The sequence below is a fragment of the Pseudomonas sp. LAMO17WK12:I1 genome, from assembly GCF_900177315.1.
GTDB classification, from domain to species: Bacteria; Pseudomonadota; Gammaproteobacteria; order Pseudomonadales; family Pseudomonadaceae; genus Aquipseudomonas; species Aquipseudomonas marginalis.
Map to the genome: position 1 here is coordinate 223,508 of NZ_FWZV01000005.1, position 25,597 is coordinate 249,104.

Consider the following 25,597-nt stretch of genomic DNA (forward strand, 5'->3'; position numbering starts at 1 on the left):
CCAGGGGTCATTTGCGTGGAGGTCCTTGCAGGTCCAGGGGCGCGGCGTTGTCGGGACGGCCGCGAATCAGCGATTCCGGGTGACGGCCCAGGTAGTCCGACAGTTCGCGCAGGGAACGCGACATGCGCCCCAGTTCATCCAGGGTCTGGGTCAGCTGCTCACGCTGCGGTGAGTCCTCGGCCAGGGTCGAACTGGCCGATTGCAGCGTCTTGCTCACGTCAGCCAGGGTGTTCTGCACGCCGGGCAGGGTCTTGGCATTGAATTGGGTCAGGCCTTTGCGCAGCTCGACCAGGTTGCCGTCGAGGTTGCCGGCAATGCGTTCGATCGGCAGTTGGTTGATCTTGTTGACGATGCTCTCGAGTTTTTCCTGCAGTTGCTCGAGGTTGCCGGGAATGGTTGGAATGCTGACCGGGCGCAGGCTGGGGTCAAATTTGACCTTCTCGGCTTTCGGGTAGAAGTCCAGCGCGATGTATAACTGGCCGGTCAACAGGTTGCCGCTGCGCGCCTGGGCGCGCAGGCCATTTTCGATGAACGAGCCGATCAGCCGTACGCCGGCGGCCTCATCGTTGGGGTCATGGTTCATGACCTTGAGCAGTTTGGTGTGGGCCTGCCCGAGCAACTGTGGATAGATCACGATACCGACGTTGAGTGGGAAGCTGCGTTTACTGGCATCGAAGTCCAGGTTGATCGACACCACCTTGCCAAACTCGACGCCGAGGAACTCCACCGGCGCCCCGACCTTGAGCCCGCGCAATGCCTGGTCGAAGCGCAGGGCCATGTATTGCCCCTCGCCATTGGGTGGGGCGAGGGCGCTGTCCTGGTCGTCGAAGAGCTCAAAGGTACGTGCCTCGTCAGCCGGTTTGTCGTTGGGGCTGTACGGCGGTGCCCGAAAGGCGATGCCGCCGACCAGCATGGACGAAAGCGATTCGGTCTTCAGCGCGAAGCCATTGGCGCCGACGCTCAGGTCAACCCCGCTGGCGTTCCAGAAACGCGTGTTTTCGGTGACATAGGCATCATTGGGCGCATGCACGAACACCTCGACGTTGACACCCTTGCCTTCGGCATCCAACTCGTAGGCCACCACCTGGCCGACCTCGATTTTGCGGTAGTACACCGGTGAGCCGATATCCAGCGAACCAAGGGTCTGCGTGTGCAGCGTGAAACGCTTGCCCGGTTCGCCGTAGGTGATGGGCGGCGGGTTTTCCAGGCCTTTGAACTGCTTGGCACGGGTCTCCGATTGGCCGATGTCGGCACCGATGTAGTCGCCGGAGAGCAGGGTGTCGATGCCGGATACGCCGCCGGCGCCGATACGCGGGCGCACCACCCAGAACTGCGAATCGGCGCGGGTGAAGCTTTCGGCCTGCTTGGCCAGTTGAACCGTGGCGTTGACGCTTTTCTGGTCGTCGCTCAAGGCGACGTCGGTCACCTGGCCGATCACCACGTTGCGGTACTTGACCTCGGTTTTGTTCGCGGTCAGACCGCTGCCGGTCTTGAAATTGAGGGTGATGGTCGGGCCCTGCTGGAGGACGCTGTGTACCACCAGCGAAATCCCCACCAGCACCGCGACGATCGGCACGATCCACACCAGCGAAACGCTGAAGCGCCGTGTCTTGATCGCAGGCGATCCTGGGGCTTGCGGGGTGTCAGTGGGATGTGACGTCATCCGCGGTCTCCTTGTTGTGTGGGGTTTCCCAGATCAGCCTCGGGTCGAAGCTCATGGCGGCCAGCATGGTAAACACCACCACCAGGCCGAAAAACAGGATACCCAGGCGCGGCTCGATGGTGCCCAGGGCCTGGAACTTCACCAGCGCGGCCACCAGCGCGACCACGATGACATCCAGCATCGACCAGTAGCCAATCAGTTCGACGAAGCGGAACAGCTTCGAACGTTCCTTGCGTGCCCAAAGGCTATTGCGCTGCACGGTGACCAGCAGCAGGGCCAGGGACACAAACTTGATGCCGGGCACTGCGATGCTGGCGATGAAAATAATCAGCGCAATGTCCCACGCGCCGTGCTGCCAGAACTCCAGCACCCCGCTCATGATGGTGCTGTCAGCCCCCGAGCCGAGCATGGTGGTGTTCATCACCGGCAGGAGATTGGCCGGCACATAGAACGCCAGCGCGGTGAGCATGTAGGCCCAGGTGCGCGTCAGGGAACTGACCTTGCGCCGGTGCAAGGGCGCGCCGCAGCGCTCGCATTCGGTCGGCCCGGCGCGCAGGTCGCAGGACAATCCGCAACTGTGACAGAGGCACAGGCCGAGCTCGCTGGCCGTCGGCGGTGTGCTCATACGCTGTCCCACAGGTCGCGTACATCACGCCCGGCAATGCGGATCAGCAACAGGCTGAGCACGGCCAGGGCAAACAGGCCGGTGCCGGGGATCACATCAAGCATGCCGGCCAGCTTGAACACAGCCACCATTGCCCCGAGCAGACACACCTCCAGCATGCTCCAGGGCCTGAGTGCCTCCAGCCAACGCATGCACAATCGGAACGCCGGTGAGCGCTTGCCCGCGAGGGCGAAGCTCAAGACCCACATCAGCAGCAGCAACTGGAACACCGGCGCGATGATAATGGAAATGGCCGCCACCAACGCGATAAACGTGATCGGCCCCAGGCTCAGCGCTACCACCGAATCCCATAGCGTGGCGCTGCTTTTCAGGCCTTGCAGGCTGATACTCATCACGGGATAGAAATTGGCGAACGTCCACAGCACCGCAGCCGTCAGCGTCAGGGCGAGACGCTGTTGCACGGTCAGGCCGTTGTAGCGCTGGAGCACGCCTGCGCAACGTATGCAGTGGGCTTTTTGATGTTTGGCGAGCGTGACTTTTTCGTACACACAGTCGCAGTGCTCGCAGATGATCAGTTGATTCGCCATGGGGATCGCTCCAACGCGGCACGGTGGCGGGGGCCTGGGTTGTTTTTCGATGGCGTGGGCAAGCTTAGCAGTCGCTGCTCTTCAGGTCTGGCACCGCGTCAACCATACTGTGTGGAATATGCCATAGCGCCCGCAGGAGCATCGATGAATATTGAAAAAGCCACGCTGATCCGCGAAACCTTCCCGGTCGGCCCGTTGCAGTGCAACTGCACGATCATTGGCGACCCCATCACCAAAAAGGCCATCGTGGTCGACCCGGGTGGCAACCATGAACTGATCCTGGCGCGCCTCGATGCCCTGGGCCTGAAAGTGGTGAGCATCATCCACACCCATGCCCATCTCGATCACTTCCTGGCCTCGGGGCAATTGAAGGAAAAGACCGGTGCCACCCTGCACCTGCACAAGGAAGACCAGTTTCTCTGGGACAACCTGGAGATGCAGTGCCAGATGTTTGGTGTGCCCTACACGCCGGTGCCGTCGCCGGATCGCTGGCTGGCCGATGATGAGGCGTTGGCCTGTGGGTGCGGTGTGGCGCTGCATACACCGGGGCACACGCCAGGCTCGATGAGCTTCTGGTTTGCCGATGCCAAGCTGCTGATTGCCGGGGACACGCTGTTTCGGCGCGGTGTTGGGCGTACGGATTTGTGGGGCGGGGACCAGGCGACGATCGTGCGTTCGATCAAGCAACGGCTCTACACGCTGGACGAGGGCGCGACGGTGGTGACCGGCCATGGCCCGGACACGCGCCTGGGTGACGAGATGCGTGAGAACCCGTTTGTGCGGGCGTGAAGCAATGGTTCGAACGGCAATCCGCTGTAGCAAAAACTCAGGCCGCGTTCAGCATGTGTCTGCTACGGTTTCTGTAGCAACGCAAGACCCGAATGTTTTGTTACAGCTCGGGGCGCGCCCACGGAATTTTTACCGTTTGTCGCGTTCCAAACTCGGCACGGGTCCATTGCCAATGTCCTTTGCACCACAGAATGCAAAAGTAGGAGCTCCCTTCATGTTCACTCCGCGTCGTCTGCTTGTTGTCGCTACCGCCGTAGCCCTGTTGTCCGGCTGCGCTTCACCTAATCCTTATGGCGGTGGCAGCCAGGGACAGGCGAATAATGAATCCAGCGGTATGAGCAAGACCGCCAAGTACGGTGGCCTGGGTGCCCTGGCCGGTGCATTGGCGGGTGCAGCCATCGACCATAACAACCGTGGCAAGGGCGCGCTGATCGGCGCCGTGGTTGCGGGGGCCGGCGCCGCGGGTTACGGCTACTACGCCGACCAGCAGGAAAAGAAACTGCGTGAGAGCATGGCCAATACCGGGGTTGAAGTTCAGCGCCAGGGCGACCAGATCAAGCTGATCATGCCGGGTAACATCACCTTCGCCACCAACTCGGACGCGATCTCCAGCAGCTTCTACCAGCCGCTGAACAACTTGGCCAACTCCCTCAAGCAGTTCAACCAGAACACCATCCAGATCGTGGGTTACACCGACAGCACCGGCAGCCGCCAACTGAACATGGACCTGTCCCAGCGCCGTGCCCAGAGCGTGGCCAACTACCTGACGTCCCAAGGCGTCAATGGTGCCAACCTCAGTGCACGCGGTGCCGGCCCGGATAACCCGATAGCCAGCAACGCCGACGTGAACGGTCGTGCGCAGAACCGTCGTGTAGAAGTGAACCTCGGCCCGATCCCCGGCCAGCAGTACGGCCAGCCTGGCGCGCAGCAGCAAGCGCCGCAGCAGAACAACCAGTTCCAGGGCAATCCGTACCAGCAATACCAATAAACGCTGGTCACTAAAAAGGGCGCCATGCAGTGAATGCATGGCGCCCTTTTTTATGGCTGGCGCTTACATCAATCGATGTACTCGAACACCTTGACGATCTTCTGCACGCCGGACACGCCCTGCACCAGGTTGGCTGCGCGCGTGGCTTCCGCCTGGGTCAGCAGGCCCATCAGGTAGACGATGCCGTTATCGGTGACCACTTTGATCCGCGAGCCGGGAATCGCGTTGTCGGTCAGCATCTGCGCCTTGATCTTGGTTGTCAGCAGGGCATCGTTGCTGATGGCCAGCAGGGTGATCGGGTCCATGACCTGCAATTCGTTGTGGACCTTCTTGACCCGCTGTACGGCCGAGGCCGCCTGTTCGGCCTGGGCCTTGAGGTCGGCGCGTGGCGTTTGGCCTGCGAGCAGTACCACGCCGTTGAAGCTGGTCACGACGATGCGTGAAGCACCGTTGCCCAGGTCCGTGGCGGCTTTGGCAATGTTGACTTCGACCTTGGTTTCGATCAGCGAGTCATCAATCTTGCTGCCGAAGGTGCGGGTGCCCTTGTCATCCTGAATAGGGGTGTCACGTGTCGCAGTGATTGCCGTGCTGCAGCCGCTGATGCCGAGGCACAACGTAATGGCCAAAAGGCCGAGGCGGTTAACGGTCATTCTTCACTCCCAAACAGTTGGCTGTCGATCAGATCGCACAGGCAATGGATCGCCAGCAGGTGGACTTCCTGAATACGTGCGGTGACATTGGCCGGGACGCGAATCTCCACATCTTCGGGCAGCAGCAGCGAGGCCATGCCGCCGCCGTCGCGTCCGGTCAATGCTACGACAATCATTTCGCGATCATGTGCGGCCTGGATCGCTTGAATAATATTCGCCGAGTTGCCGCTGGTGGAGATCGCCAGCAGCACATCGCCTGGTTGGCCCAGGGCGCGGATCTGCTTGGAGAAGATTTCGTTGTAGCTGTAGTCGTTGGCGATCGAGGTGATCGTCGACGAATCGGTGGTCAAGGCGATGGCCGGCAGGCTCGGGCGCTCACGTTCGAAGCGGTTGAGCAGTTCGGACGAAAAATGCTGGGCATCGCCGGCCGAACCGCCGTTGCCGCACGAAAGCATTTTGCCTTCGTTGAGCAAGGCATTGACCATGACCTGACTGGCTTGCTCGATGTGCGGTGCAAGTACGTCCATCGCCTGTTGCTTGGTGTCGATGCTGGCCTGGAAAAGCTGGCGAATTCTGGATTGCATGTCCATCTGTGTGACCTTAAGTAGCGCGGCTGTTTGGCACAGGAATGTGCAGCCCGCAAAGCAAAGAGCAAAAGTGTGTGGTGAAGATGTCCGGTGAATCAGCTGTCGAAGGCATTTTGCAGCCAGTTCAGATCAACCTGACCAGACGGTGTGCTTTCCATGGCAACCACATCGAAACGGCAGGGGGCGTCGGCCCAGCGATGCTCTTGTTGCAGGAAAAACTGCGCAGCGAGTATCAGCTTCTGACGCTTGCGCCCGTCGATACTGGCGAGCGCGCCACCCCATTGTGCGTGTTTTCTGTAGCGGACTTCGACGAATACTACTGTATCGCCGTCAAGCATGACCAGATCAAGCTCGCCGCGTTTACACAACCAGTTCTGCGCCAGCAGGCGCAGACCCTGTTGTTGCAAGTGTTTCAATGCTTGAAGTTCGGCATCCTTGCCGCTTTGTGCAGTAGACCGCTCCGGCATCAGCGCGGGGTGTCCGGCAGGCGCTGGATCTCGCCGCCGACGAACTTCGCCCATGGCATCTGGCGATCGACGCGCTGGTTGGTGCTGATGCCCAGGTTGCCCGAGAGGCCGTCAATGCGTGTATCCGGCAGTGCCTTCAACTGGCCCAGGCGCGGGGCCAGGCGGTAGGCGTCGACGCCCATCGCATACAGGCGGCCAAGGCTGCCATTGGCTTGCGGCCATTGTGCGGCAACCTGGTTACGCAGCGGGTCGGTGGTGTTGAGCAGCCAAGGGGTTTCGCAGAACATCACGTTGGTCATGTCCAGGTACTGGTTCTTGTCACCGCTGGCGCTGAATACGTGGGACGTGGCGTACACCGGCACATCACCGGCGTACTGGAAGTTCAGGGTCGGCTTGATCTGCTGGGCCAGTTGCGGGGTAACGGCCAGGAAGATGAACTCGATGTCCTGGCGACGTGAGGGCTGTGCCGCTACGTCTGTGCCCACTGTGCTTTGCAGGCTCTTGGCGCGACCTTCGCTTTTACGCAGTTGGAACAGGTCGGCAATTTGCTGGGCGAGGGCGACCGGCTGGTCGACATACTCGACACCGACAACCGTGCCACCGTTGGCTTCCCAATCCTGGCGGAAGGCCTTGTAGACACGCTCGCCCCACTCGCCACGGGGCACCATGGCAGCGGCGCGGTGCAGGCCATCGGCACGGGCGCGGCGCGACACCTCGCGGGCTTCGTCTTCAGCGGCCAGGCCGAACTGGAACAATTGCGCCGGGCCCTGATCGGTCTCGCTGTAGTTCAACGCCAGCGTGGTGATCGGTAGCTGAGGGCGCGTGCTGAGCTGCTTGACCAATGGCTTCTCCAGCGGACCAACTACCAATTGCACGCCTGCAGCCTGGGCCTTGGCATAGAAGTCGTCGATGGAGGCCAGGCGCGAGCTGTCATAGAACTCGATGACCGGTGGCTTCTGCCCGGCTTGTTCAGCCTGGTAGTGCGCCGCCATGAAACCTTCGCGCAGGGCCTTGCCGACGGAGGCCAGCGGGCCTTCCTGGGGCAGCAGCAGGGCGATCTTGTTCAAGGGCTGGCTGGCCAGCTCCTTGAGCTTGGTCAGCGGGGTTGGCAGTTGCACGGCGGCCGGGTGGCCCGGGTTTTGTGCGCGCCAAGTGTCGATAGCGGCCTGCTGTTGCTCAAGCGTACCGGCGCCCTTGACGGCTTGGGCCAGGGTGATCCAGCCGTCCAGGGTCGGGTTGCCGCTGGCTTGCAGTTGTTCCGCAGGCAGTGCGGCAATCAAGGTCCAGATGGCTTCGTGATTGCTTTTGGCGGCATCGCCGCTGAGCAATGGCGCCATGGCAACGCGCTCGCGGGCAGCGGCCAGGGTCTGGCCATCGGCTTCATAAGCGCGGGCGTGCACGGTGCCGGTGCGGATCTGCTGTTCGGTCGGCAGCTCCTTCAGGCTTTGCAGGCTCGGATGGTTCAAGGCGGTCAACGCGGCCTTGGGCTGGTTGCGCGTCATGGCCAATTCGGCAGCCAGGGTGCTGGCAAAGACTTGCGCGGCTGGCTTGAGGACATCCAGGGACACTTGCGCAAGAATCTGCGACGAGCGGCCAGGGTTGTTCTGGCGGTAGGCCATGTCTGCCGCACTCAGGCGCAGCAACGCGGCCTTTTCTGGCGTCTTGGCGGTGGTGGCCTGTTCGAGCAGTTGCTCGATACTGGCGTCCGGGGTCCGTGGAAGGTCGCCAAGGCTGGACGAGGGCGAGCTGGCGCAAGCGGCCAGTAAGGCAGCGAGGCAGAGGGCGGAGAGCAGCCGCAGGCAAGCGATCATGTAAGTGTTCCTGATACCGATCAAATTAGCGTGGAATTGTACCCAAGCACTGGCCCAGGCGCGATGTTACTGGCGTGAAACCGTCGATTTAGGTCGTGCAAGTGGTGCGATCAGCCATGCACGGCTGAAAAGCCATCGGCCGTGATGGCATATTTTCAAGGCGCCTACGCGCTACAATATGGCTTTTGCCAACCATCGAGGTGTGCGCTTTGACTGCTCCAGGTCCTTTGAATTCCACTGCAGGCTCGCTTTTTGTCGTGGCGACGCCCATTGGCAACCTGGACGACATCAGTGCCCGGGCGCTGAAAGTGTTGCGCGAGGTTAAATTGATTGCGGCGGAAGACACTCGACACTCCCAGCGTTTGATGCAGCATTTTGGTATCAGCACGCCATTGGCGGCTTGTCACGAGCATAACGAGCGCGAAGAAGGCAGTCGCTTTATCGTGCGGTTGTTGGCGGGCGACGATGTGGCGCTGATCTCGGACGCGGGTACGCCGCTGATCTCCGACCCTGGGTACCATCTGGTCCGCCAGGCGCGTGCCGCAGGTATCAATGTAGTGCCTGTTCCAGGCGCGTGCGCGCTGATCGCTGCATTGTCGGCGGCAGGCCTGCCGTCGGACCGTTTTATTTTCGAAGGTTTCCTGCCGGCCAAGGCCGTGGGGCGTCGTGCGCGTCTACAGGCATTGAAAGAAGAGCCGCGCACGCTGATCTTCTACGAAGCGCCTCATCGTATTCTTGAATGCCTGCAGGATATGGAACTGGTGTTCGGCGGCGAGCGCCTGGCCCTGCTGGCCCGTGAGCTGACCAAAACCTTCGAAACCCTCAAGGGCCTGCCGCTGGAAGCGCTGCGCGCGTTCGTCGAGGGCGACAGTAATCAGCAGCGCGGCGAGTGCGTGGTGTTGGTGGCGGGCTGGACCGCGCCGGAAAATGAAGAGGCCGTCGGCAGCGAGGCCATGCGTATCCTCGACCTGCTGCTCAAGGAGATGCCGCTCAAGCGCGCTGCGGCGTTGGCGGCGGAAATTACCGGCGTGCGCAAGAATGTGTTGTATCAAGTCGCGCTGGATAAACAGAAAGCCGAATAGTTCCGGGGGTAAACCGGTATTCCGTCCGAACGTGATGGCAATGCTGCACTTTTAATACTTGTCCTGAAGCCGTCGTGCCGTTAACCTGCGCGGCGGAGAGTCGATTGGACAGTCGCTGCCCTCTATGAAAATTAGGGGGGGGAGGAAAGTCCGGGCTCCATAGGGCGAAGTGCCAGGTAATGCCTGGGAGGCGTGAGCCTACGGAAAGTGCCACAGAAAATAACCGCCTAAGCACTTCGGTGCCGGTAAGGGTGAAAAGGTGCGGTAAGAGCGCACCGCACGACTGGCAACAGTTCGTGGCTAGGTAAACCCCACTTGGAGCAAGACCAAATAGGGTCCCAAGGCGTGGCCCGCGCTGGGACCGGGTAGGTTGCTAAAGATGTCCAGTGATGGCCATCGTAGACGAATGACTGTTCAAGACAGAACCCGGCTTACAGATCGACTCTCCACCTTTTTCCTTCTGTCCGAATCTCGGGCAGAAAACCGGTAGTAGCGCAAGAATCCCTCCCTGCCAAATCATTGGCAGATGCATCTTCGTAATACCAAAAAAATCTTACTCTTAATAAATCACTTTAACTTTGATCTGTAGCTCTTTGAGCTATCTGTGCTTGTCGAGCCAAAAACACCGCCGAACTCTGGTTTCTCCTCCTTTTACGCTCCTAAATCTCCGATCTGTAAGGCTTTTCCTTGAATCCGCGCCTTGACGGTGTGGTGGGCGCATTCCTATAGTGTGCGCAAGTGGCGGAAAGTGGCACAAAGTGGGTTTTTTGAACGTAAAACGCTAAAATTTGGAGAAACGCATCTGTGTTTCGCGGAGCTAACGCTATCAGTCTCGATGCAAAAGGCCGTCTCGCCATGCCGAGCCGGTATCGTGACGAGCTGATTTCGCGAAGTTCCGGACAGTTGATCATCACAATCGATGCCGTTGACCCTTGTTTATGTGTTTACCCCCTCGATGAGTGGGAGTTGATTGAGACCAAGTTGCGTGCCTTGCCTTCATTGCGTGAAGAAAACCGCCGTCTGCAGCGTTTGCTGATTGGTAATGCCGTCGACCTCGAACTCGATGGCAGTGGTCGTTTCCTGGTGCCCCCGCGTTTGCGCGAGTACGCCAAGCTGGATAAGCGCGCAATGCTGGTCGGCCAACTGAACAAGTTCCAATTGTGGGACGAAGATGCCTGGGATGCTGTTTCTGCAGCTGACCTGGCTGCTATTCAACAACCGGGCGCCATGCCTGATGAACTGCGTGATTTGATCCTGTGACTATTGATAGCGGCTTTAACCACATCACCGTACTGCTTGACGAAGCCGTTGAGGCTCTCGCCGTACGCGCGGATGGCTGCTATCTGGACGGTACCTTTGGCAGGGGCGGGCATAGCCGGTTGATCCTCAGCCAGCTCGGGCCCGACGGCAAACTCCTCGGGTTCGACAAAGACCCCCAAGCGATTGCCACCGGGCAAGCGCTAGCGGCCGAAGACGGCCGCTTTGTCGTTGTGCAGCGCAGCTTTGCCGAGCTGGGTGCCGAAGTCGCCGAGCGTGGCATGGCGGGCAAGGTAGCCGGGGTTTTGCTCGACCTGGGCGTGTCTTCGCCGCAGCTCGATGACCCGGAGCGCGGCTTCAGCTTCATGAACGACGGCCCCCTCGACATGCGCATGGACCCTACCCGTGGCGTCAGTGCCGCGCAGTTCATTGCCACTGCGCCGGTGGAAGAAATCGCCCGTGTGTTCAAGGAATACGGTGAAGAGCGCTTCGCCGGCCGCATGGCCCGTGCCGTGGTGGAGCGCCGCGAAATCCAGCCGTTCGAGCGCACCGCCGACTTGGCCGAAGTGCTGAAAGTCGCCAACCCCGCGTGGGAAAAGGGCAAGAACCCGGCGACCCGCGCGTTCCAGGGCCTGCGTATCCACGTCAACAACGAATTGGGCGACCTGGAGGCTGGCCTCGAGGCCGCCCTCGAGGCGCTGGAAGTAGGCGGTCGCCTGGTGGTGATCAGTTTCCACTCCCTGGAAGACCGCATCGTCAAGCTGTTCATGCGCCGCCTGGTCAAGGGCGAGTCCGACAACCTGCCGCGCAACCTGCCGGTACGTTTCGAAGCCTTTGTGCCGAAAATCAAAATCCATGGCAAAGCGCAGTTCGCTTCCGAAGCCGAACTCAAGGCCAACCCACGTTCCCGTAGCGCCGTCATGCGCGTCGCGGAGAAGCTGCGGTGAGCAAGCTTTTCGCCAAGCCCCTCCCGGGCGGCAGCTTCTTTATGTTGCTGCTGTTTGTCGGCGTGCTGGTGTCCGCAATTGCGGTGTCCTACAGCGCCCATTACAACCGCCAACTGCTCAACACCCTCTATGGGGAATTGAGCGTGCGTGACAAGGCGCAGGCGGAGTGGGGCCGTTTGATCCTCGAGCAAAGCACCTGGACGGCCCATAGCCGTATCGAAGTGCTGGCCACCGAACAGCTGAAAATGCACATCCCGGGCGCGGCCGAAGTGCGCATGGTGGCGCCATGATGAAACTCGAAGGCGCACTCTACCCATGGCGCTTCCGCCTGATGCTCGGCTTGCTGGCATTGATGGTGGGTGCGATTGCCTGGCGGATCATCGACCTGCAAGTGGTCGACCGTGACTTCCTGATCGGCCAGGGCGATGCCCGTAGCCTGCGTCATATCCAGATCCCTGCGCACCGTGGCCTGATCACCGACCGTAACGGCGAGCCGTTGGCGGTGAGTACCCCGGTGACCACCCTGTGGGCCAACGCCAAGGAATTGCAGGTTGCCAAGGACAAGTGGCCGCAGTTGGCTGCCGCCCTGGGCCAGGATCCGAAAGCCTTGGCTGAGCGCCTCGAGGCCCAGGCAAATAAAGAATTTATCTACCTCGTTCGCGGCCTTACCCCCGAACAAGGCCAGCAGGTGCTCGACCTTAAAGTCCCCGGTGTCTACGGCATCGAGGAGTTCCGTCGTTTCTACCCGGCCGGTGAAACCACTGCCCATATGGTCGGCTTTACCGACATTGACGATCATGGTCGTGAAGGTGTGGAACTCGCCTACGATGAATGGCTGGCTGGGGTGCCGGGGAAACGACAGGTCATCAAGGATCGGCGCGGCAGGTTGATCAAGGATGTCCAAGTCACCAAAAACGCCAAGGCCGGAAAGCCCTTGGCGTTGTCGATTGACCTGCGCCTGCAATACCTGGCCAACCGTGAGCTGCGTAACGCGATCATCGAGAACGGCGCCAAGGCCGGCAGCCTGGTGATCATGGACGTGAAGACCGGCGAGATCCTAGCCATGGTCAACCAGCCGACCTACAACCCGAACAACCGTCGCAACCTGCAACCGGCGATGATGCGTAACCGCGCGATGATCGACGTGTTCGAGCCGGGCTCGACCATGAAAGCCATCTCCATGAGTGCCGCCCTGGAAACCGGACGCTGGAAACCCAGCGACAAGGTCGAGGTGTATCCGGGTACGTTGCAGCTGGGTAAATACACCATTCGCGACGTGTCCCGTACTGAAGGTCCGGTGCTGGATTTGACAGGTATCCTGATCAACTCCAGTAACGTGGGCATGAGTAAGGTCGCCTTCGATATCGGTGGTGAAACCATCTACCACCTGGCGCAGAAGATCGGCCTGGGGCAACCCACCGGCCTGGATTTCCCGGGTGAGCGCGTCGGCAACCTGCCCAACTACCGCGACTGGAAAAAAGCCGAGACCGCCACGCTTTCCTACGGCTACGGTCTGTCGGTGACCGCCATCCAGCTGGCCCATGCCTTCTCCGTGCTGGCGAATAACGGGCGCATGGTGCCGCTGAGCCTGATCCACGTCGATGAAGCGCCGAAAGCCACCCAGGTGATCCCGGAAAATGTCGCCAAGACCATGCAGGGCATGCTGCAACAAGTGATCGAAGCACCGCGCGGCGTATTTCGTGCCCAGGTGCCGGCGTATCACGTGGCCGGCAAGTCCGGTACCGCGCGTAAGACGTCGGTGGGCACCAAGGGCTACGCCGAAAACTCCTACCGCTCGCTGTTCGCCGGCTTCGGCCCGATGAGCGATCCGCGCTACGCCATCGTCGTTGTGATCGATGAGCCGAGCAAAGCCGGTTACTTCGGTGGCCTGGTATCGGCGCCGGTGTTCAGCAAAGTGATGTCCGGCACCCTGCGCCTGATGAACATCACCCCGGATAACCTGCCGCCGACCCAACAAGCGAATGCCGGACCACCGGCCGCTGCAGTAAAAGCCAATGGAGGGCGCGGCTGATGTCTCTTAGCCTGAACAAGATTTTTGCCCACGCCGGCCGCGATCTGCTGATTCGCGAGTTGACCCTGGACAGCCGTAACGTGCGCGCTGGCGACCTGTTCCTGGCGGTGCCGGGCGGCAAGTACGATGGCCGTGCGCACATCGCCGACGCTCTGCAGCGCGGCGCGGCTGCCGTGGCCTATGAAGTCGAAGGCGCCACGGTGCTGCCGATCACCGACGTGCCGCTGATCCCGGTCAAGGGGCTGGCCAAGCAACTGTCCGATATTGCCGGGCGTTTTTACGGCGACCCGAGCCGCCACCTCAATCTGGTGGGCGTGACGGGCACCAACGGCAAGACCAGCGTGACCCAATTGGTCGCCCAGGCCCTTGACCTGCTGGGCCAGCACTGCGGCATCGTCGGCACCCTGGGTAGCGGTTTTTATGGCGCGCTGCAAAGCGGCCTGCACACCACGCCGAACCCCATCGCCGTGCAAGCGACCCTGGCCGACCTGAAAAAGGCCGGTGCCAAGGCGATTGCCATGGAAGTGTCGTCCCACGGTCTGGACCAGGGCCGCGTCACCGCCCTGGCCTTTGATGTGGCCGTGATGACCAACCTGTCCCGCGATCACCTGGATTATCACGGCACCATGGAGGCGTACGCCGCCGCCAAGGCCAAGCTGTTTGCCTGGAATGACCTCAAGTGCCGGGTGATCAACCTGGACGACGCTTTTGGTCGCCAACTGGCGGCCCAAGACAGCGAAGCGCGCCTGATCACCTACAGCCTGGAAGACGCCGGCGCGTACCTGTATTGCCGCGAAGCCCAATTCAATGACGAAGGCGTGCGCGCCACACTGGTCACACCTCAGGGCGAGCACCACTTGCGCAGCACCCTGCTCGGGCGTTTCAACCTGAGCAATGTGCTTGCCGCCATCGGCGCGCTGCTCGGCCTGGATTACGCACTGGACGAGATTCTCAAGGTGCTGCCGAAGCTGGAAGGCCCGGCCGGTCGCATGCAACGCCTGGGTGGCGGTACGCAGCCGCTGGTGGTGGTTGACTACGCCCATACCCCGGATGCGCTGGAAAAAGTCCTCGAAGCCCTGCGCCCTCACGCCAAGGGCAAGTTGCTCTGCCTGTTCGGCTGTGGCGGTGATCGTGATCGCGGCAAGCGGCCGTTGATGGCCGAGATCGTCGAACGCCTGGCCGATGGTGTGCTCGTCACCGACGACAACCCGCGCAGCGAAGACCCAGGCCGGATTTTCGATGACATTCGCACCGGCTTCAAAGATGCATCCAAGGCCACCTTCGTCGCCGGTCGCGGCGCGGCAATCGCCCGGTTGATCGCCAGCGCCAGTGCTGACGACGTGGTCGTGCTGGCCGGTAAGGGGCACGAGGATTACCAGGAAATCAACGGCGAGCGTCATGCCTTCTCCGATCTGGTCGAGGCCGATCATGCCTTGACCGCCTGGGAGGTTGCCCATGCTTAAGGCGATGACGTTCAGCGAACTGACCCAGGCCCTGTCGGCACGCGTACTGTCGAGCGATTGCAGCTTCAGCGGCGTGAGCATCGACAGCCGTGCGATCCAGCCGGGACAACTGTTTGTCGCCCTGGCCGGCCCGCGTTTCGACGGTCACGACTACCTGAACGAAGTCGCCGCCAAAGGCGCCGCAGGTGCCTTGGTGCAGCGCGAAGTGGCTGATTCCACCTTGCCGCAACTGCTGGTCGCCGACACCCGCCTGGCCCTCGGCCAATTGGGGGCGCTGAACCGTGCCGCTTTCGATAAGCCCGTTGCCGCCATCACCGGCTCCAGCGGCAAGACCACGGTCAAGGAACTGCTCGCCGGTATCCTGCGTACGCGCGGCCCCGTGCTGGCCACCCGTGGCAACCTGAACAATGATTTCGGCGCTCCGCTGACCCTGCTCGAACTCGCCCCGGAACACACGGCGGCGGTGATCGAACTGGGTGCCTCGCGCATCGGCGAAATTGCCTACACCGTGGCGCTGACCAAGCCCCACGTCGCCATTATCAATAACGCCGGTACGGCCCACGTCGGCGAGTTCGGTGGCCCGGAAAAAATCGTCGAGGCCAAGGGGGAAATCCTCGAGGGCCTCGCTGCATCGGGCACCGCAGTCTTGAACCTGGACGACAAGGCCTTCGAGACCTGGCGTGTACGCGCCGCCGGTCGCAAGGTCCTGACGTTTGCCGTGCTTAACGCCGCGGCTGATTTCCATGCCTCCGACATCACCGTCGATGCCCGTGGCTGCCCGTCCTTCACGTTGCACACACCGCAAGGTAGCGAGCACGTGCAACTGAATTTGCTCGGCAACCATAACGTCGCCAATGCCCTGGCCGCTGCGGCTGCGGCTGGCGCCTTGGGCGTGTCGCTGTTCGGTATCGCCACGGGCCTGGGCGCGGTGCAGCCGGTCAAGGGCCGCACTGTTGCGCAACTGGCGAGCAACGGCATGCGTGTGATCGATGACACCTATAACGCCAATCCATCGTCCGTCAACGCCGCTGTCGACCTGCTCAAAGGCTTCGATGGGCGCAAGGTACTGGTGTTGGGCGATATCGGCGAGTTGGGCGACTGGGCTGAACAAGGTCATCGTGAAGTCGGGGCCTATGCCACCGGTAAAGTCGACGCCCTCTACGCCGTCGGCCTGAACATGGCCCATGCCGTGGCTGCCTTCGGCCCCGGTGCGCGACATTTCGCCACCCAGGCCGAGTTGATCCAGGCGCTGGGCGTGGCAGAACAAGACAAACACACAACCATTTTGATCAAGGGATCGCGCAGCGCGGTGATGGAAAACGTCGTCGCGGCCTTGTGTGGCTCAAGTACGGAGAAACATTAATGCTGCTGCTGCTGGCTGAGTATCTGCAACAGTTCCACAAAGGCTTCGCGGTCTTTCAGTACCTGACCCTGCGCGGGATCCTGGGTGTGCTGACCGCGCTGTCTTTGTCGCTGTTTTTAGGGCCGTGGATGATCCGCACCCTGCAGAACCTGCAAATTGGTCAATCGGTTCGTAATGACGGCCCGCAGTCGCACCTGTCCAAGTCCGGCACCCCGACCATGGGCGGTGCGCTGATCCTGTCGTCCATCGGTATCAGCACCTTGCTGTGGGCCGACCTGCACAACCGCTACGTATGGGTGGTGCTGCTGGTGACCCTGCTGTTCGGCGCCATCGGCTGGGTCGATGACTACCGCAAAGTGATCGAGAAAAACTCCAAGGGGCTGCCAAGCCGCTGGAAGTATTTCTGGCAGTCGGTGTTCGGCCTTGCCGCCGCGATCTTCCTCTACACCACGGCGCCAAGCGCAGTGGAAACCACCTTGATCATCCCGATGCTCAAGGACGCCAGCATCCCGTTGGGCATCGGCTTCGTGGTGCTGACCTACTTCGTGATCGTCGGCTCCAGCAACGCGGTGAACCTGACCGACGGCCTCGACGGCCTGGCGATCATGCCGACGGTGATGGTGGGCGGCGCCCTGGGTATCTTCTGCTACCTGTCGGGTAACGTGAAATTCGCTGAATACCTGCTGATCCCCTACGTACCGGGCGCGGGTGAACTGATCGTGTTCTGCGGCGCCTTGATCGGTGCCGGCCTGGGGTTCCTGTGGTTCAACACCTACCCCGCACAAGTCTTCATGGGCGACGTCGGCGCACTGGCGCTGGGCGCGGCCCTGGGCACCATCGCGGTGATCGTTCGCCAGGAAATCGTGTTGTTCATCATGGGCGGTGTGTTCGTGATGGAAACCCTGTCGGTGGTCATCCAGGTGGCGTCCTTCAAGTTGACCGGGCGCCGCGTGTTCCGCATGGCGCCGATTCACCACCACTTTGAACTCAAGGGCTGGCCTGAGCCGCGTGTGATTGTCCGTTTCTGGATCATCACCGTGATTCTGGTCCTGGTCGGCCTTGCCACCCTGAAACTGAGGTAGAAACGAGTGTCCCTGATCGCTTCAGACCACTTCCGCATCGTTGTCGGCCTCGGCAAGAGCGGCATGTCCCTGGTTCGCTTCCTGGCGAACCGGGGCACGTCGTTTGCCGTGGCCGATACGCGGGAAAATCCACCGGAGCTGGTCACGCTGCGCCGTGACTACCCGCACGTGGAAGTGCGTTGTGGCGAGCTGGATGTCGAGTTTCTGTGCCGCGCCGATGAGCTCTACGTGAGCCCCGGCCTGGCCCTGGCGACACCGGCCCTGCAAGCCGCAGCGGCCCGTGGCGTGAAGCTGTCCGGCGACATCGACCTGTTTGCACGCAATGCGAAGGCGCCGATCGTGGCCATCAGCGGTTCCAACGCGAAAAGCACCGTGACCACCCTGGTCGGCGAGATGGCGATGGCGGCCGGCAAGCGCGTGGCCGTGGGCGGCAACCTCGGCACGCCGGCGCTGGACCTGCTCAGCGACGACGTCGAGCTGTACGTGATGGAACTGTCGAGCTTCCAGCTGGAAACCACCCACGACCTGGGCGCTGAAGTGGCCACCGTGTTGAACGTCAGCGAAGACCACATGGACCGCTACAGCGGCCTGCCGGCGTACCACCTGGCCAAGCACCGGATCTTCCGCGGCGCCAAGCAATTTGTGGTCAATCGCCAGGATGCGCTGAGCCGTCCGCTGATGGGCGAGGGCATGCCGTGCTGGACCTTCGGCCTGGGCAAACCCGACTTCAAGGCCTTCGGCATTCGTGAAGAGAACGGCGAGAAGTACCTGGCCTTCGAATTCCAGAACCTGATGCCGGTGCGCGAGCTGAAAATCCGTGGCGCCCATAACCAATCCAACGCCTTGGCCGCGTTGGCCTTGGGGCACGCCGTGGGCTTGCCGTTCGACGCCATGCTGTCGAGCCTGCGCACCTTCGGCGGCCTTGAACATCGCTGCCAGTGGGTCCGCGACCTTGATGGTGTCAGTTACTACAACGACTCCAAGGCCACCAACGTGGGGGCCGCATTGGCTGCCATCGAAGGCCTGGGCGCCGATATCGAAGGCAAACTGGTGCTGATCGCCGGTGGCGACGGCAAGGGTGCCGATTTCAAGGACCTCAAGGCACCGGTGGCTGCCCATTGCCGCGCCGTGGTGTTGATGGGCCGCGACGCCGATTTGATCGCCGCCGCGCTTGGCGATGCCGTGCCACAGGTGCGTGCCACCTCCCTGGACGACGCTATTGCCCAGTGCCAAGCCCTGGCCCAACCAGGCGATGCGGTACTGCTGTCGCCGGCGTGCGCCAGTTTCGACATGTTCAAGAACTACGAAGAGCGCGGCCAGTTGTTCGCCCGCACCGTGGAGGGCTTGGCATGAGCATTGACTTCAGAAACATCATCAAGCCGTACCCGTCGCCGATCATTACCGGGCGTGGCATCGACCTTGATTTTCCGATGCTCGCCGGTTGCCTCGCGCTGCTGGGCCTGGGCCTGGTGATGATCACCTCGGCTTCTTCCGAAGTGGCCGCCGTGCAATCGGGCAACACCCTGTACATGATGATCCGTCACCTGGTGTACCTGATCATCGGCCTGGGCGCGTGCATCGTCACCATGATGATCCCCATCGCCACCTGGCAGCGCCTGGGCTGGCTGATGCTGATCGGCGCGTTCGGCTTGCTGGTCATGGTGATCCTGCCCGGCATCGGCCGCGAGGTGAACGGCTCGATGCGCTGGATCGGCTTCGGTGCGTTCAACGTGCAGCCGTCGGAAATCGCCAAGGTGTTCGTGGTGATCTACCTGGCCGGTTACCTGGTGCGTCGCCAGAAGGAAGTGCGCGAAAGCTGGATGGGCTTCTTCAAGCCATTCATCGTGCTGCTGCCCATGGCCGGCCTGTTGCTGATGGAGCCTGACTTCGGCGCCACCGTGGTGATGATGGGCGCGGCGGCGGCGATGCTGTTCCTCGGCGGCGTGGGCTTGTTCCGCTTCAGCTTGATGGTGGTGCTGGCGGTGGCGGCGGTGACCATCCTGGTACAGGCACAACCGTACCGGATGGCGCGTCTGATCACCTTTACCGACCCCTGGTCCGACCAGTTCGGTTCCGGCTACCAATTGACCCAGGCCTTGATCGCCTTCGGTCGCGGCGAATGGCTGGGCGTGGGCCTGGGCAACAGCGTGCAGAAGCAGTTCTACCTGCCGGAAGCGCACACCGACTTCGTGTTCTCCGTACTCGCCGAAGAACTCGGCGTGGTCGGCTCGCTGTGCACCGTCGCCCTGTTCGTGTTCGTGTGTGTCCGCGGCATGTACATCGGCCTGTGGGCCGAGAAGGCCAAACAGTATTTCGCCGCCTATGTGGCCTACGGCTTGTCGTTCCTGTGGATCGGCCAGTTCCTGATCAACATCGGGGTGAACGTCGGCCTGCTGCCAACCAAGGGCCTGACCTTGCCGTTCCTCAGCTATGGCGGCAGTTCGTTGGTGATCTGCTGCGCCTGTCTTGGCTTGTTGCTGCGCATCGAGTGGGAGAGTCGAACCCACCTGGGCAGCGAAGAGATGGAGTTCAGCGAAAGCGACTTCGCCGAGGAGCCGACCCATGGGCGCTAACGTGCTGATCATGGCCGGCGGCACCGGGGGCCATGTGTTCCCGGCCCTGGCGTGCGCGCGGGAATTCCAGAACCGTGGCTACACCGTGCACTGGCTGGGTACACCGCGCGGCATCGAAAACGAGTTGGTGCCGAATGCGGGCTTGCCGTTGCACCTTATCAACGTCACGGGCCTGCGCGGCAAGGGCACGTTGTCCCTGCTCAAGGCACCGTTCGTGTTGCTCAAGGCGGTGTGGCAGGCGCGTAAGGTCATCCGTGAATTGCAGCCGGTGTGTGTGCTCGGCTTCGGTGGTTATGTGACCGGCCCCGGTGGCGTCGCCGCCAGACTTGCCGGCGTGCCGGTGATCGTGCACGAGCAGAACGCCGTGGCCGGTACCGCCAACCGTTTGCTGGTGCCGCTGGCTGCGCGGGTGTGCGAGGCGTTCCCCAACACCTTCAGTGTGTCGGATAAGCGCCGTACCACCGGCAACCCGGTGCGCACCGAGCTGTTTATGGATATCGCCCGCGAAGCACTGGCGGGGCGCAAGGCGCACCTGCTGATCCTGGGCGGAAGCCTGGGTGCCGAGCCGCTGAATAAATTGCTGCCGGAAGCCGTGGCGCAACTCCCCGTGGAATTGCGCCCGGAGATCTTCCACCAGGCCGGCAAGAACCACGATGAAGTCACCGCCACGCGTTATCGCGAAGCCGGTGTGGCGGCCAATGTGCAGCCCTTTATCAAAGACATGGCCCATGCCTATGGCTGGGCCGACCTGGTGGTCTGTCGCGCGGGTGCGCTGACCGTCAGTGAACTGGCTGCTGCCGGTCTGCCGTCCTTGCTGGTGCCCTTGCCCCACGCCATCGACGATCACCAGACCCGCAACGCCGAATATTTGGCCGGGGAGGGCGCTGCCTTCCTGCTGCCGCAAAGAACGACTGGCGCCGCCGATTTGGCCGCACGCCTGACCGAGGTTTTGATGCAACCGGAACGACTCAACAACATGGCGAGCACCGCAAGCCGCCTGGCCAAACCTGACGCAACCCGCACCGTGGTCGATATCTGCCTGGAGGTGGCCCATGGTTGAGAATCAGAAAGCCATGCCACAACCGGAAATGCGCCGCATCCGTCGCATCCACTTCGTCGGTATCGGCGGCGTGGGCATGTGCGGCATCGCCGAAGTGTTGCTGAACCTGGGCTACCAGGTGTCCGGCTCGGATTTGAAAGAGTCGCCGGTCACCGAGCGCCTGAAGTCCTTTGGCGCGCAGATCTTTATCGGTCACCGCGCCGAGAACGCTGCCGAGGCTGACGTGCTGGTGGTGTCCAGCGCCGTGAACACCTCCAACCCGGAAGTGGCCACTGCTCTTGAGCGCCGCATTCCCGTGGTGCCACGCGCCGAGATGCTCGCCGAACTGATGCGCTATCGCCACGGCATCGCCGTCGCCGGTACCCATGGCAAGACCACCACCACCAGCCTGATTGCCTCGGTGTTCGCCGCCGGTGGCCTGGACCCGACCTTCGTCATCGGTGGCCGCCTGAATGCGGCCGGTACCAATGCCCAGCTCGGTACCAGCCGCTACCTGATCGCCGAAGCCGATGAAAGCGACGCCAGTTTCCTGCACCTGCAACCGCTGGTCGCTGTGGTCACCAACATCGACGAAGATCACATGGCCACCTACGACGGTGACTTCAACAAGTTGAAGAAAACCTTCGTCGAGTTCCTGCACAACCTGCCGTTCTACGGTCTGGCCGTGCTTTGTCTGGACGACCCGGTGGTGCGTGAAATCCTGCCCCAGGTCAAGCGTCCGACCGTGACCTACGGCTTCAGCGAAGACGCCGACGTGCGCGCGATCAATGTGCGCCAGGAAGGCATGCAGACCTACTTCACCGTGCTGCGTCCCGACCGCGAGCCGCTGGATGTGTCGGTGAACATGCCGGGCAACCACAACGTATTGAATTCCCTGGCGACCATCTGCATCGCCTCCGACGAGGGCGTCAGCGATGAAGCCATCGTCGAGGGCCTGTCGCGCTTTGCCGGTGTCGGCCGACGCTTCCAGGTCTACGGCCAACTGCCGGTGGAAGGCGGTGACGTGATGCTGGTGGATGACTATGGCCACCACCCGACCGAAGTTGCCGCGGTGATCAAGGCCGTGCGCGGTGGCTGGCCGGAGCGTCGCCTGGTGATGGTCTACCAGCCGCACCGCTACAGCCGCACCCGCGATTTGTACGACGATTTCGTCAATGTATTGGCCGATGCCAACGTGCTGCTGCTGATGGAAGTCTACCCGGCCGGTGAAGAACCGATCCCCGGCGCCGACAGCCGCAAGCTGTGCAACAGTATCCGCCAGCGCGGCCAGTTGGACCCGATCTACATCGAGCGCGGTGTGGACCTGGCGCCGATCGTCAAGCCGCTGCTGCGCGCCGGCGACATCCTGCTGTGCCAGGGTGCCGGTGATATCGGTGGCCTTGCGCCTAAGTTGCTGGCGAGCCCGCTGTTTGCGGCCGCCAAGAAGGGGGCGTCGAAATGACTGCTGACTACGGCTCCCTGTTTTCGACAATCGCGCCAGCCGACTTCGGCCGCGTGGCCGTGCTGTTCGGCGGCAAGAGCGCCGAGCGCGAAGTGTCGCTCAAGTCCGGCAACGCCGTGCTCGATGCGCTGCAAAGTGCCGGCGTGAATGCGTTCGGGATCGACGTGGGCGATGACTTCCTCGCCCGCCTGCAGGCCGAGAAGATCGACCGTGCCTTCATCATCCTGCACGGCCGTGGCGGTGAAGACGGCAGCATGCAGGGCCTGTTGGAGTGTGCCGGTATCCCTTACACCGGCAGCGGCATCCTCGCTTCGGCACTGGCCATGGACAAGTTGCGCACCAAGCAGGTGTGGCACAGCCTGGGTATTCCGACCCCGCGTCACAGTGTTCTGTGCAGCGAAGACGATTGTATTTCTGCAGCCAAGGAACTGGGCCTGCCTTTGATCGTCAAACCTGCCCATGAAGGCTCCAGTATCGGCATGGCTAAAGTGAACTCGGCCGCCGAATTGATCGACGCATGGAAAGCGGCAAGTACCTACGATTCGCAAGTGTTGGTGGAACAGTGGATCCAGGGTCCCGAGTACACCATCGCCACCCTGCGTGGCCAGGTATTGCCGCCCATCGCATTGGGCACGCCCCACACCTTTTACGACTACGACGCCAAGTACCTGGCCTCCGATACCCAGTACCGGATCCCGTGCGGCCTTGACGCAACCAAAGAACAGGAATTGATGGACCTCACGGCGAAAGCCTGTGAGGCGTTGGGTATTGCCGGTTGGGCACGGGCAGACGTGATGCAGGATGACCAAGGGAATTTCTGGTTCCTGGAAGTCAACACCGCACCGGGCATGACCGACCACAGCCTGGTACCGATGGCCGCTCGCGCAGCCGGCCTGGATTTCCAGCAGTTAGTGCTGGCGATTCTGGCCGCCAGCATCGAGCCAAGAGGCTAAGGACATGAAAGGCGCATCGCTTCGTCATCAGCCCCCACAAGCACCGAGCCGCAAGCCGGTGCCACGGGGTGCCAGTCGAATGGTGGCTAAAGAGCCGATGTCGGCGCGCCTGCCGAAAGCCAACTTTGGTTTCCTCAAGGCGCTGTTCTGGCCGGTGATGCTGGTGGTGTTGGGCTTCGGCACTTACGAGGGCGCGCAGCGTCTATTGCCGTACGCCGACCGGCCGATCACCAAGATCAGCGTGCAGGGCGACCTGAGCTACATCAGCCAGCAAGCGGTGCAGCAGCGTATCGGCCCGTTCCTGGCCGCGAGCTTCTTCACCATTGACCTGGCCGGTATGCGTCGGGAGCTGGAGCAGATGCCGTGGATCGCCCACGCCGAAGTCCGCCGCGTCTGGCCGGACCAGGTGACGATCCGCCTGGAAGAGCAACTTCCCGTGGCCCGTTGGGGCGATGAGGCGCTGTTGAACAACCAGGGCCAGGCGTTCACTCCGCGTGAGCTGGCCAACTACGAGCACCTGCCGCAGCTGTTCGGGCCGCAGCGGGCGCAGCAGCAAGTGATGCAGCAGTACCAGGCCCTGAGCCAGATGCTGCGGCCAATGGGCTTCTCCATTGCACGCCTGGAACTGCGTGAACGGGGCAGCTGGTTTTTGACGACCGGGGCAGGCAGTTCCGGCCCGGGCATCCAGTTGTTGCTGGGACGCGACCGCCTGGTGGAAAAGATGCGCCGTTTCATCGCCATCTATGACAAGACCTTGAAAGAACAGATTACGAACATTGCGAGCGTCGACCTGCGTTACGCCAACGGCCTTGCCGTCGGCTGGCGTGAACCGGCTGCGCCCACGGCAGCGCAACCCGCTGTCGCGAAGAATTAAGAAGAGGCAGGACCCATGGCAAACGTGCAAAGCGGCAAAATGATCGTCGGTCTCGATATCGGCACCTCCAAGGTGGTGGCGCTGGTGGGCGAGGTCGGGGAAGACGGCACGATCGAAATCGTCGGTATTGGCACGCATCCGTCCCGTGGCCTGAAGAAGGGCGTGGTGGTCAACATCGAGTCCACTGTGCAATCGATCCAGCGCGCCATCGAAGAAGCGCAGCTGATGGCCGGTTGCCGGATTCACTCGGCGTTCGTCGGCGTGGCGGGCAACCATATCCGCAGCCTGAACTCCCACGGCATCGTGGCGATTCGCGACCGTGAAGTCAGCGCCGCCGACCTTGAGCGCGTCCTCGACGCCGCCCAGGCCGTGGCGATCCCGGCTGACCAGCGCGTGCTGCACACCCTGCCGCAGGACTACGTGATCGATAACCAGGAAGGCGTCCGCGAGCCCCTGGGCATGTCGGGCGTACGTCTGGAAGCCAAGGTCCACGTGGTGACCTGTGCCGTCAACGCCGCGCAGAACATTGAAAAATGCGTGCGCCGCTGCGGCCTGGAAATCGACGACATCATTCTCGAGCAGCTTGCCTCCGCGTATTCGGTACTGACCGACGACGAAAAAGAACTGGGCGTATGCCTGGTAGACATCGGCGGCGGCACCACCGACATCGCGATCTTCACCGAGGGTGCGATCCGTCACACCGCCGTGATCCCGATTGCCGGCGACCAGGTGACCAACGACATCGCCATGGCGCTGCGTACACCGACCCAGTACGCCGAAGAAATCAAGATCCGCTACGCCTGCGCCCTGGCCAAGCTGGCCGGTGCCGGTGAAACCATCAAGGTGCCAAGCGTGGGCGACCGTCCACCGCGTGAGTTGTCGCGCCAGGCCCTGGCCGAAGTGGTCGAGCCGCGCTACGACGAGCTGTTCACCCTGATCCAGGCTGAACTGCGCCGCAGCGGCTACGAAGATTTGATCCCGGCCGGCATTGTGCTGACCGGTGGCACCTCGAAGATGGAAGGCGCGGTCGAACTGGCCGAGGAAATCTTCCACATGCCGGTCCGCCTGGGTGTTCCCCATGGCGTCAAAGGCCTGGGCGACGTGGTGCGCAACCCGATTTATTCCACCGGTGTGGGCTTGCTGTTGTACGGGCTGCAAAAGCAGACCGACGGCATTTCCCTGTCGGGCCCGAGCAACCGTGACAGCTACCGCAGCGACGACGAGGCCAAGGCGCCGTTGTTCGAGCGGCTGCAGGCGTGGGTCAAGGGCAATTTCTAAAGATTTACCGCAACACCGCAGCACC

General features: G+C 62.0%; 24 protein-coding genes and 1 other RNA gene. 18 read left to right on the top strand and 7 right to left on the bottom strand.

Annotated features, from left to right (window positions below):
- Nucleotides 1-7: 7 nt before the first annotated feature.
- The 3 genes from B9N88_RS11290 to B9N88_RS11300 are packed head-to-tail and all read right to left on the bottom strand — an operon-like array spanning nucleotide 8 to nucleotide 2,875.
- Nucleotides 8-1,663, bottom strand: coding sequence for a PqiB family protein (locus B9N88_RS11290; protein WP_027604775.1), 1,656 nt, complete (start codon nucleotides 1,661-1,663; stop codon nucleotides 8-10).
- Nucleotides 1,644-2,288 (bottom strand): paraquat-inducible protein A, encoded by a 645-nt coding sequence (locus B9N88_RS11295; RefSeq protein ID WP_027604774.1) that lies wholly within the window; start codon nucleotides 2,286-2,288, stop codon nucleotides 1,644-1,646. The genes B9N88_RS11290 and B9N88_RS11295 overlap by 20 nt, the downstream gene beginning before the upstream one ends.
- A complete protein-coding gene (locus B9N88_RS11300; RefSeq protein ID WP_027604773.1) occupies nucleotides 2,285-2,875 on the bottom strand; it encodes a paraquat-inducible protein A in 591 nt (196 codons plus the stop codon). Before B9N88_RS11300 ends, B9N88_RS11295 begins: the two co-directional genes overlap by 4 nt.
- Before the next feature lie 144 nt (nucleotides 2,876-3,019).
- On the opposite strand from B9N88_RS11300, the gene B9N88_RS11305 reads away from it, so the two are divergent.
- A complete protein-coding gene (locus tag B9N88_RS11305) occupies nucleotides 3,020-3,664 on the top strand; it encodes an MBL fold metallo-hydrolase (RefSeq protein WP_027604772.1) in 645 nt (214 codons plus the stop codon).
- Nucleotides 3,665-3,878: 214 nt separating this feature from the next.
- Nucleotides 3,879-4,652 carry an OmpA family lipoprotein gene (locus B9N88_RS11310; RefSeq protein ID WP_027604771.1) on the top strand — a complete coding sequence of 258 codons (774 nt, stop codon included), beginning with the start codon at nucleotides 3,879-3,881 and terminating at the stop codon, nucleotides 4,650-4,652.
- Nucleotides 4,653-4,720: 68 nt separating this feature from the next.
- On the opposite strand, the gene B9N88_RS11315 is transcribed toward B9N88_RS11310, so the two are convergent.
- From B9N88_RS11315 to B9N88_RS11330, 4 genes are all read right to left on the bottom strand, one after another.
- Entirely contained in the window at nucleotides 4,721-5,302 is a 582-nt protein-coding gene (locus tag B9N88_RS11315; protein ID WP_027604770.1) for a BON domain-containing protein, read from the bottom strand.
- Complete coding sequence (locus tag B9N88_RS11320) at nucleotides 5,299-5,892, bottom strand: phosphoheptose isomerase (RefSeq protein WP_007904374.1); 594 nt, start codon at nucleotides 5,890-5,892, stop codon at nucleotides 5,299-5,301. The genes B9N88_RS11315 and B9N88_RS11320 overlap by 4 nt, the downstream gene beginning before the upstream one ends.
- A gap of 92 nt (nucleotides 5,893-5,984) precedes the next feature.
- Nucleotides 5,985-6,356: a YraN family protein gene (locus B9N88_RS11325; RefSeq protein WP_027604769.1), complete on the bottom strand. Its 372-nt coding sequence runs from the start codon at nucleotides 6,354-6,356 to the stop codon at nucleotides 5,985-5,987.
- Entirely contained in the window at nucleotides 6,356-8,167 is a 1,812-nt protein-coding gene (locus B9N88_RS11330) for a penicillin-binding protein activator (RefSeq protein WP_027604768.1), read from the bottom strand. The genes B9N88_RS11325 and B9N88_RS11330 overlap by 1 nt, the downstream gene beginning before the upstream one ends.
- Nucleotides 8,168-8,376: 209 nt before the next feature.
- Between B9N88_RS11330 and rsmI the strand changes: the two genes are divergently transcribed.
- The 16 genes from rsmI to ftsA all read left to right on the top strand — a co-directional run bounded on the left by rsmI (nucleotide 8,377) and on the right by ftsA (nucleotide 25,572).
- A complete protein-coding gene (rsmI, locus tag B9N88_RS11335; protein ID WP_027604767.1) occupies nucleotides 8,377-9,249 on the top strand; it encodes a 16S rRNA (cytidine(1402)-2'-O)-methyltransferase in 873 nt (290 codons plus the stop codon).
- Nucleotides 9,250-9,345: 96 nt separating this feature from the next.
- An RNA gene (rnpB, locus tag B9N88_RS11340) (RNase P RNA component class A) lies at nucleotides 9,346-9,699 on the top strand.
- Nucleotides 9,700-10,053: 354 nt separating this feature from the next.
- A complete protein-coding gene (gene mraZ, locus B9N88_RS11345) occupies nucleotides 10,054-10,509 on the top strand; it encodes a division/cell wall cluster transcriptional repressor MraZ (RefSeq protein WP_003171868.1) in 456 nt (151 codons plus the stop codon).
- Nucleotides 10,506-11,453: a 16S rRNA (cytosine(1402)-N(4))-methyltransferase RsmH gene (gene rsmH, locus B9N88_RS11350; RefSeq protein ID WP_010213048.1), complete on the top strand. Its 948-nt coding sequence runs from the start codon at nucleotides 10,506-10,508 to the stop codon at nucleotides 11,451-11,453. Before mraZ ends, rsmH begins: the two co-directional genes overlap by 4 nt.
- Complete coding sequence (ftsL, locus tag B9N88_RS11355) at nucleotides 11,450-11,743, top strand: cell division protein FtsL (protein WP_003216203.1); 294 nt, start codon at nucleotides 11,450-11,452, stop codon at nucleotides 11,741-11,743. The genes rsmH and ftsL overlap by 4 nt, the downstream gene beginning before the upstream one ends.
- Entirely contained in the window at nucleotides 11,743-13,485 is a 1,743-nt protein-coding gene (locus tag B9N88_RS11360; protein WP_162844256.1) for a peptidoglycan D,D-transpeptidase FtsI family protein, read from the top strand. Before ftsL ends, B9N88_RS11360 begins: the two co-directional genes overlap by 1 nt.
- Nucleotides 13,485-14,948, top strand: coding sequence for a UDP-N-acetylmuramoyl-L-alanyl-D-glutamate--2,6-diaminopimelate ligase (locus B9N88_RS11365; protein ID WP_027604765.1), 1,464 nt, complete (start codon nucleotides 13,485-13,487; stop codon nucleotides 14,946-14,948). The genes B9N88_RS11360 and B9N88_RS11365 overlap by 1 nt, the downstream gene beginning before the upstream one ends.
- Nucleotides 14,941-16,311 (top strand): UDP-N-acetylmuramoyl-tripeptide--D-alanyl-D-alanine ligase, encoded by a 1,371-nt coding sequence (gene murF, locus B9N88_RS11370; protein WP_027604764.1) that lies wholly within the window; start codon nucleotides 14,941-14,943, stop codon nucleotides 16,309-16,311. Before B9N88_RS11365 ends, murF begins: the two co-directional genes overlap by 8 nt.
- Nucleotides 16,311-17,393, top strand: coding sequence for a phospho-N-acetylmuramoyl-pentapeptide-transferase (gene mraY, locus B9N88_RS11375; RefSeq protein WP_003171875.1), 1,083 nt, complete (start codon nucleotides 16,311-16,313; stop codon nucleotides 17,391-17,393). Before murF ends, mraY begins: the two co-directional genes overlap by 1 nt.
- Nucleotides 17,394-17,399: 6 nt before the next feature.
- A complete protein-coding gene (murD, locus tag B9N88_RS11380; protein WP_027604763.1) occupies nucleotides 17,400-18,746 on the top strand; it encodes a UDP-N-acetylmuramoyl-L-alanine--D-glutamate ligase in 1,347 nt (448 codons plus the stop codon).
- Nucleotides 18,743-19,966: a putative lipid II flippase FtsW gene (gene ftsW / locus B9N88_RS11385; RefSeq protein WP_027604762.1), complete on the top strand. Its 1,224-nt coding sequence runs from the start codon at nucleotides 18,743-18,745 to the stop codon at nucleotides 19,964-19,966. Before murD ends, ftsW begins: the two co-directional genes overlap by 4 nt.
- Nucleotides 19,956-21,026: an undecaprenyldiphospho-muramoylpentapeptide beta-N-acetylglucosaminyltransferase gene (gene murG, locus B9N88_RS11390; protein ID WP_027604761.1), complete on the top strand. Its 1,071-nt coding sequence runs from the start codon at nucleotides 19,956-19,958 to the stop codon at nucleotides 21,024-21,026. Before ftsW ends, murG begins: the two co-directional genes overlap by 11 nt.
- Nucleotides 21,019-22,467 carry a UDP-N-acetylmuramate--L-alanine ligase gene (gene murC, locus B9N88_RS11395; protein ID WP_027604760.1) on the top strand — a complete coding sequence of 483 codons (1,449 nt, stop codon included), beginning with the start codon at nucleotides 21,019-21,021 and terminating at the stop codon, nucleotides 22,465-22,467. Before murG ends, murC begins: the two co-directional genes overlap by 8 nt.
- On the top strand, nucleotides 22,464-23,420 hold the full coding sequence (locus B9N88_RS11400) for a D-alanine--D-alanine ligase (RefSeq protein WP_027604759.1): 957 nt from the start codon (nucleotides 22,464-22,466) through the stop codon (nucleotides 23,418-23,420). Before murC ends, B9N88_RS11400 begins: the two co-directional genes overlap by 4 nt.
- A 4-nt stretch (nucleotides 23,421-23,424) precedes the next feature.
- Entirely contained in the window at nucleotides 23,425-24,294 is an 870-nt protein-coding gene (locus B9N88_RS11405) for a cell division protein FtsQ/DivIB (protein ID WP_027604758.1), read from the top strand.
- Between the two features lie 15 nt (nucleotides 24,295-24,309).
- A complete protein-coding gene (gene ftsA, locus B9N88_RS11410) occupies nucleotides 24,310-25,572 on the top strand; it encodes a cell division protein FtsA (RefSeq protein WP_027604757.1) in 1,263 nt (420 codons plus the stop codon).
- Nucleotides 25,573-25,597 lie beyond the last annotated feature (25 nt).

What these genes read in the sequence shown, in the direction of transcription:
- B9N88_RS11290 (WP_027604775.1), bottom strand. Translation starts at nt 1,663, where the DNA reads ATGACGTCACATCCCACTGACACCCCGCAAGCCCCAGGATCGCCTGCG.
- B9N88_RS11295 (WP_027604774.1), bottom strand. Translation starts at nt 2,288, where the DNA reads ATGAGCACACCGCCGACGGCCAGCGAGCTCGGCCTGTGCCTCTGTCAC.
- B9N88_RS11300 (WP_027604773.1), bottom strand. Translation starts at nt 2,875, where the DNA reads ATGGCGAATCAACTGATCATCTGCGAGCACTGCGACTGTGTGTACGAA.
- B9N88_RS11305 (WP_027604772.1), top strand. Translation starts at nt 3,020, where the DNA reads ATGAATATTGAAAAAGCCACGCTGATCCGCGAAACCTTCCCGGTCGGC.
- B9N88_RS11310 (WP_027604771.1), top strand. Translation starts at nt 3,879, where the DNA reads ATGTTCACTCCGCGTCGTCTGCTTGTTGTCGCTACCGCCGTAGCCCTG.
- B9N88_RS11315 (WP_027604770.1), bottom strand. Translation starts at nt 5,302, where the DNA reads ATGACCGTTAACCGCCTCGGCCTTTTGGCCATTACGTTGTGCCTCGGC.
- B9N88_RS11320 (WP_007904374.1), bottom strand. Translation starts at nt 5,892, where the DNA reads ATGGACATGCAATCCAGAATTCGCCAGCTTTTCCAGGCCAGCATCGAC.
- B9N88_RS11325 (WP_027604769.1), bottom strand. Translation starts at nt 6,356, where the DNA reads ATGCCGGAGCGGTCTACTGCACAAAGCGGCAAGGATGCCGAACTTCAA.
- B9N88_RS11330 (WP_027604768.1), bottom strand. Translation starts at nt 8,167, where the DNA reads ATGATCGCTTGCCTGCGGCTGCTCTCCGCCCTCTGCCTCGCTGCCTTA.
- B9N88_RS11360 (WP_162844256.1), top strand. Translation starts at nt 11,743, where the DNA reads ATGAAACTCGAAGGCGCACTCTACCCATGGCGCTTCCGCCTGATGCTC.
- B9N88_RS11365 (WP_027604765.1), top strand. Translation starts at nt 13,485, where the DNA reads ATGTCTCTTAGCCTGAACAAGATTTTTGCCCACGCCGGCCGCGATCTG.
- murF (WP_027604764.1), top strand. Translation starts at nt 14,941, where the DNA reads ATGCTTAAGGCGATGACGTTCAGCGAACTGACCCAGGCCCTGTCGGCA.
- mraY (WP_003171875.1), top strand. Translation starts at nt 16,311, where the DNA reads ATGCTGCTGCTGCTGGCTGAGTATCTGCAACAGTTCCACAAAGGCTTC.
- ftsW (WP_027604762.1), top strand. Translation starts at nt 18,743, where the DNA reads ATGAGCATTGACTTCAGAAACATCATCAAGCCGTACCCGTCGCCGATC.
- murG (WP_027604761.1), top strand. Translation starts at nt 19,956, where the DNA reads ATGGGCGCTAACGTGCTGATCATGGCCGGCGGCACCGGGGGCCATGTG.
- murC (WP_027604760.1), top strand. Translation starts at nt 21,019, where the DNA reads ATGGTTGAGAATCAGAAAGCCATGCCACAACCGGAAATGCGCCGCATC.
- B9N88_RS11400 (WP_027604759.1), top strand. Translation starts at nt 22,464, where the DNA reads ATGACTGCTGACTACGGCTCCCTGTTTTCGACAATCGCGCCAGCCGAC.
- B9N88_RS11405 (WP_027604758.1), top strand. Translation starts at nt 23,425, where the DNA reads ATGAAAGGCGCATCGCTTCGTCATCAGCCCCCACAAGCACCGAGCCGC.
- ftsA (WP_027604757.1), top strand. Translation starts at nt 24,310, where the DNA reads ATGGCAAACGTGCAAAGCGGCAAAATGATCGTCGGTCTCGATATCGGC.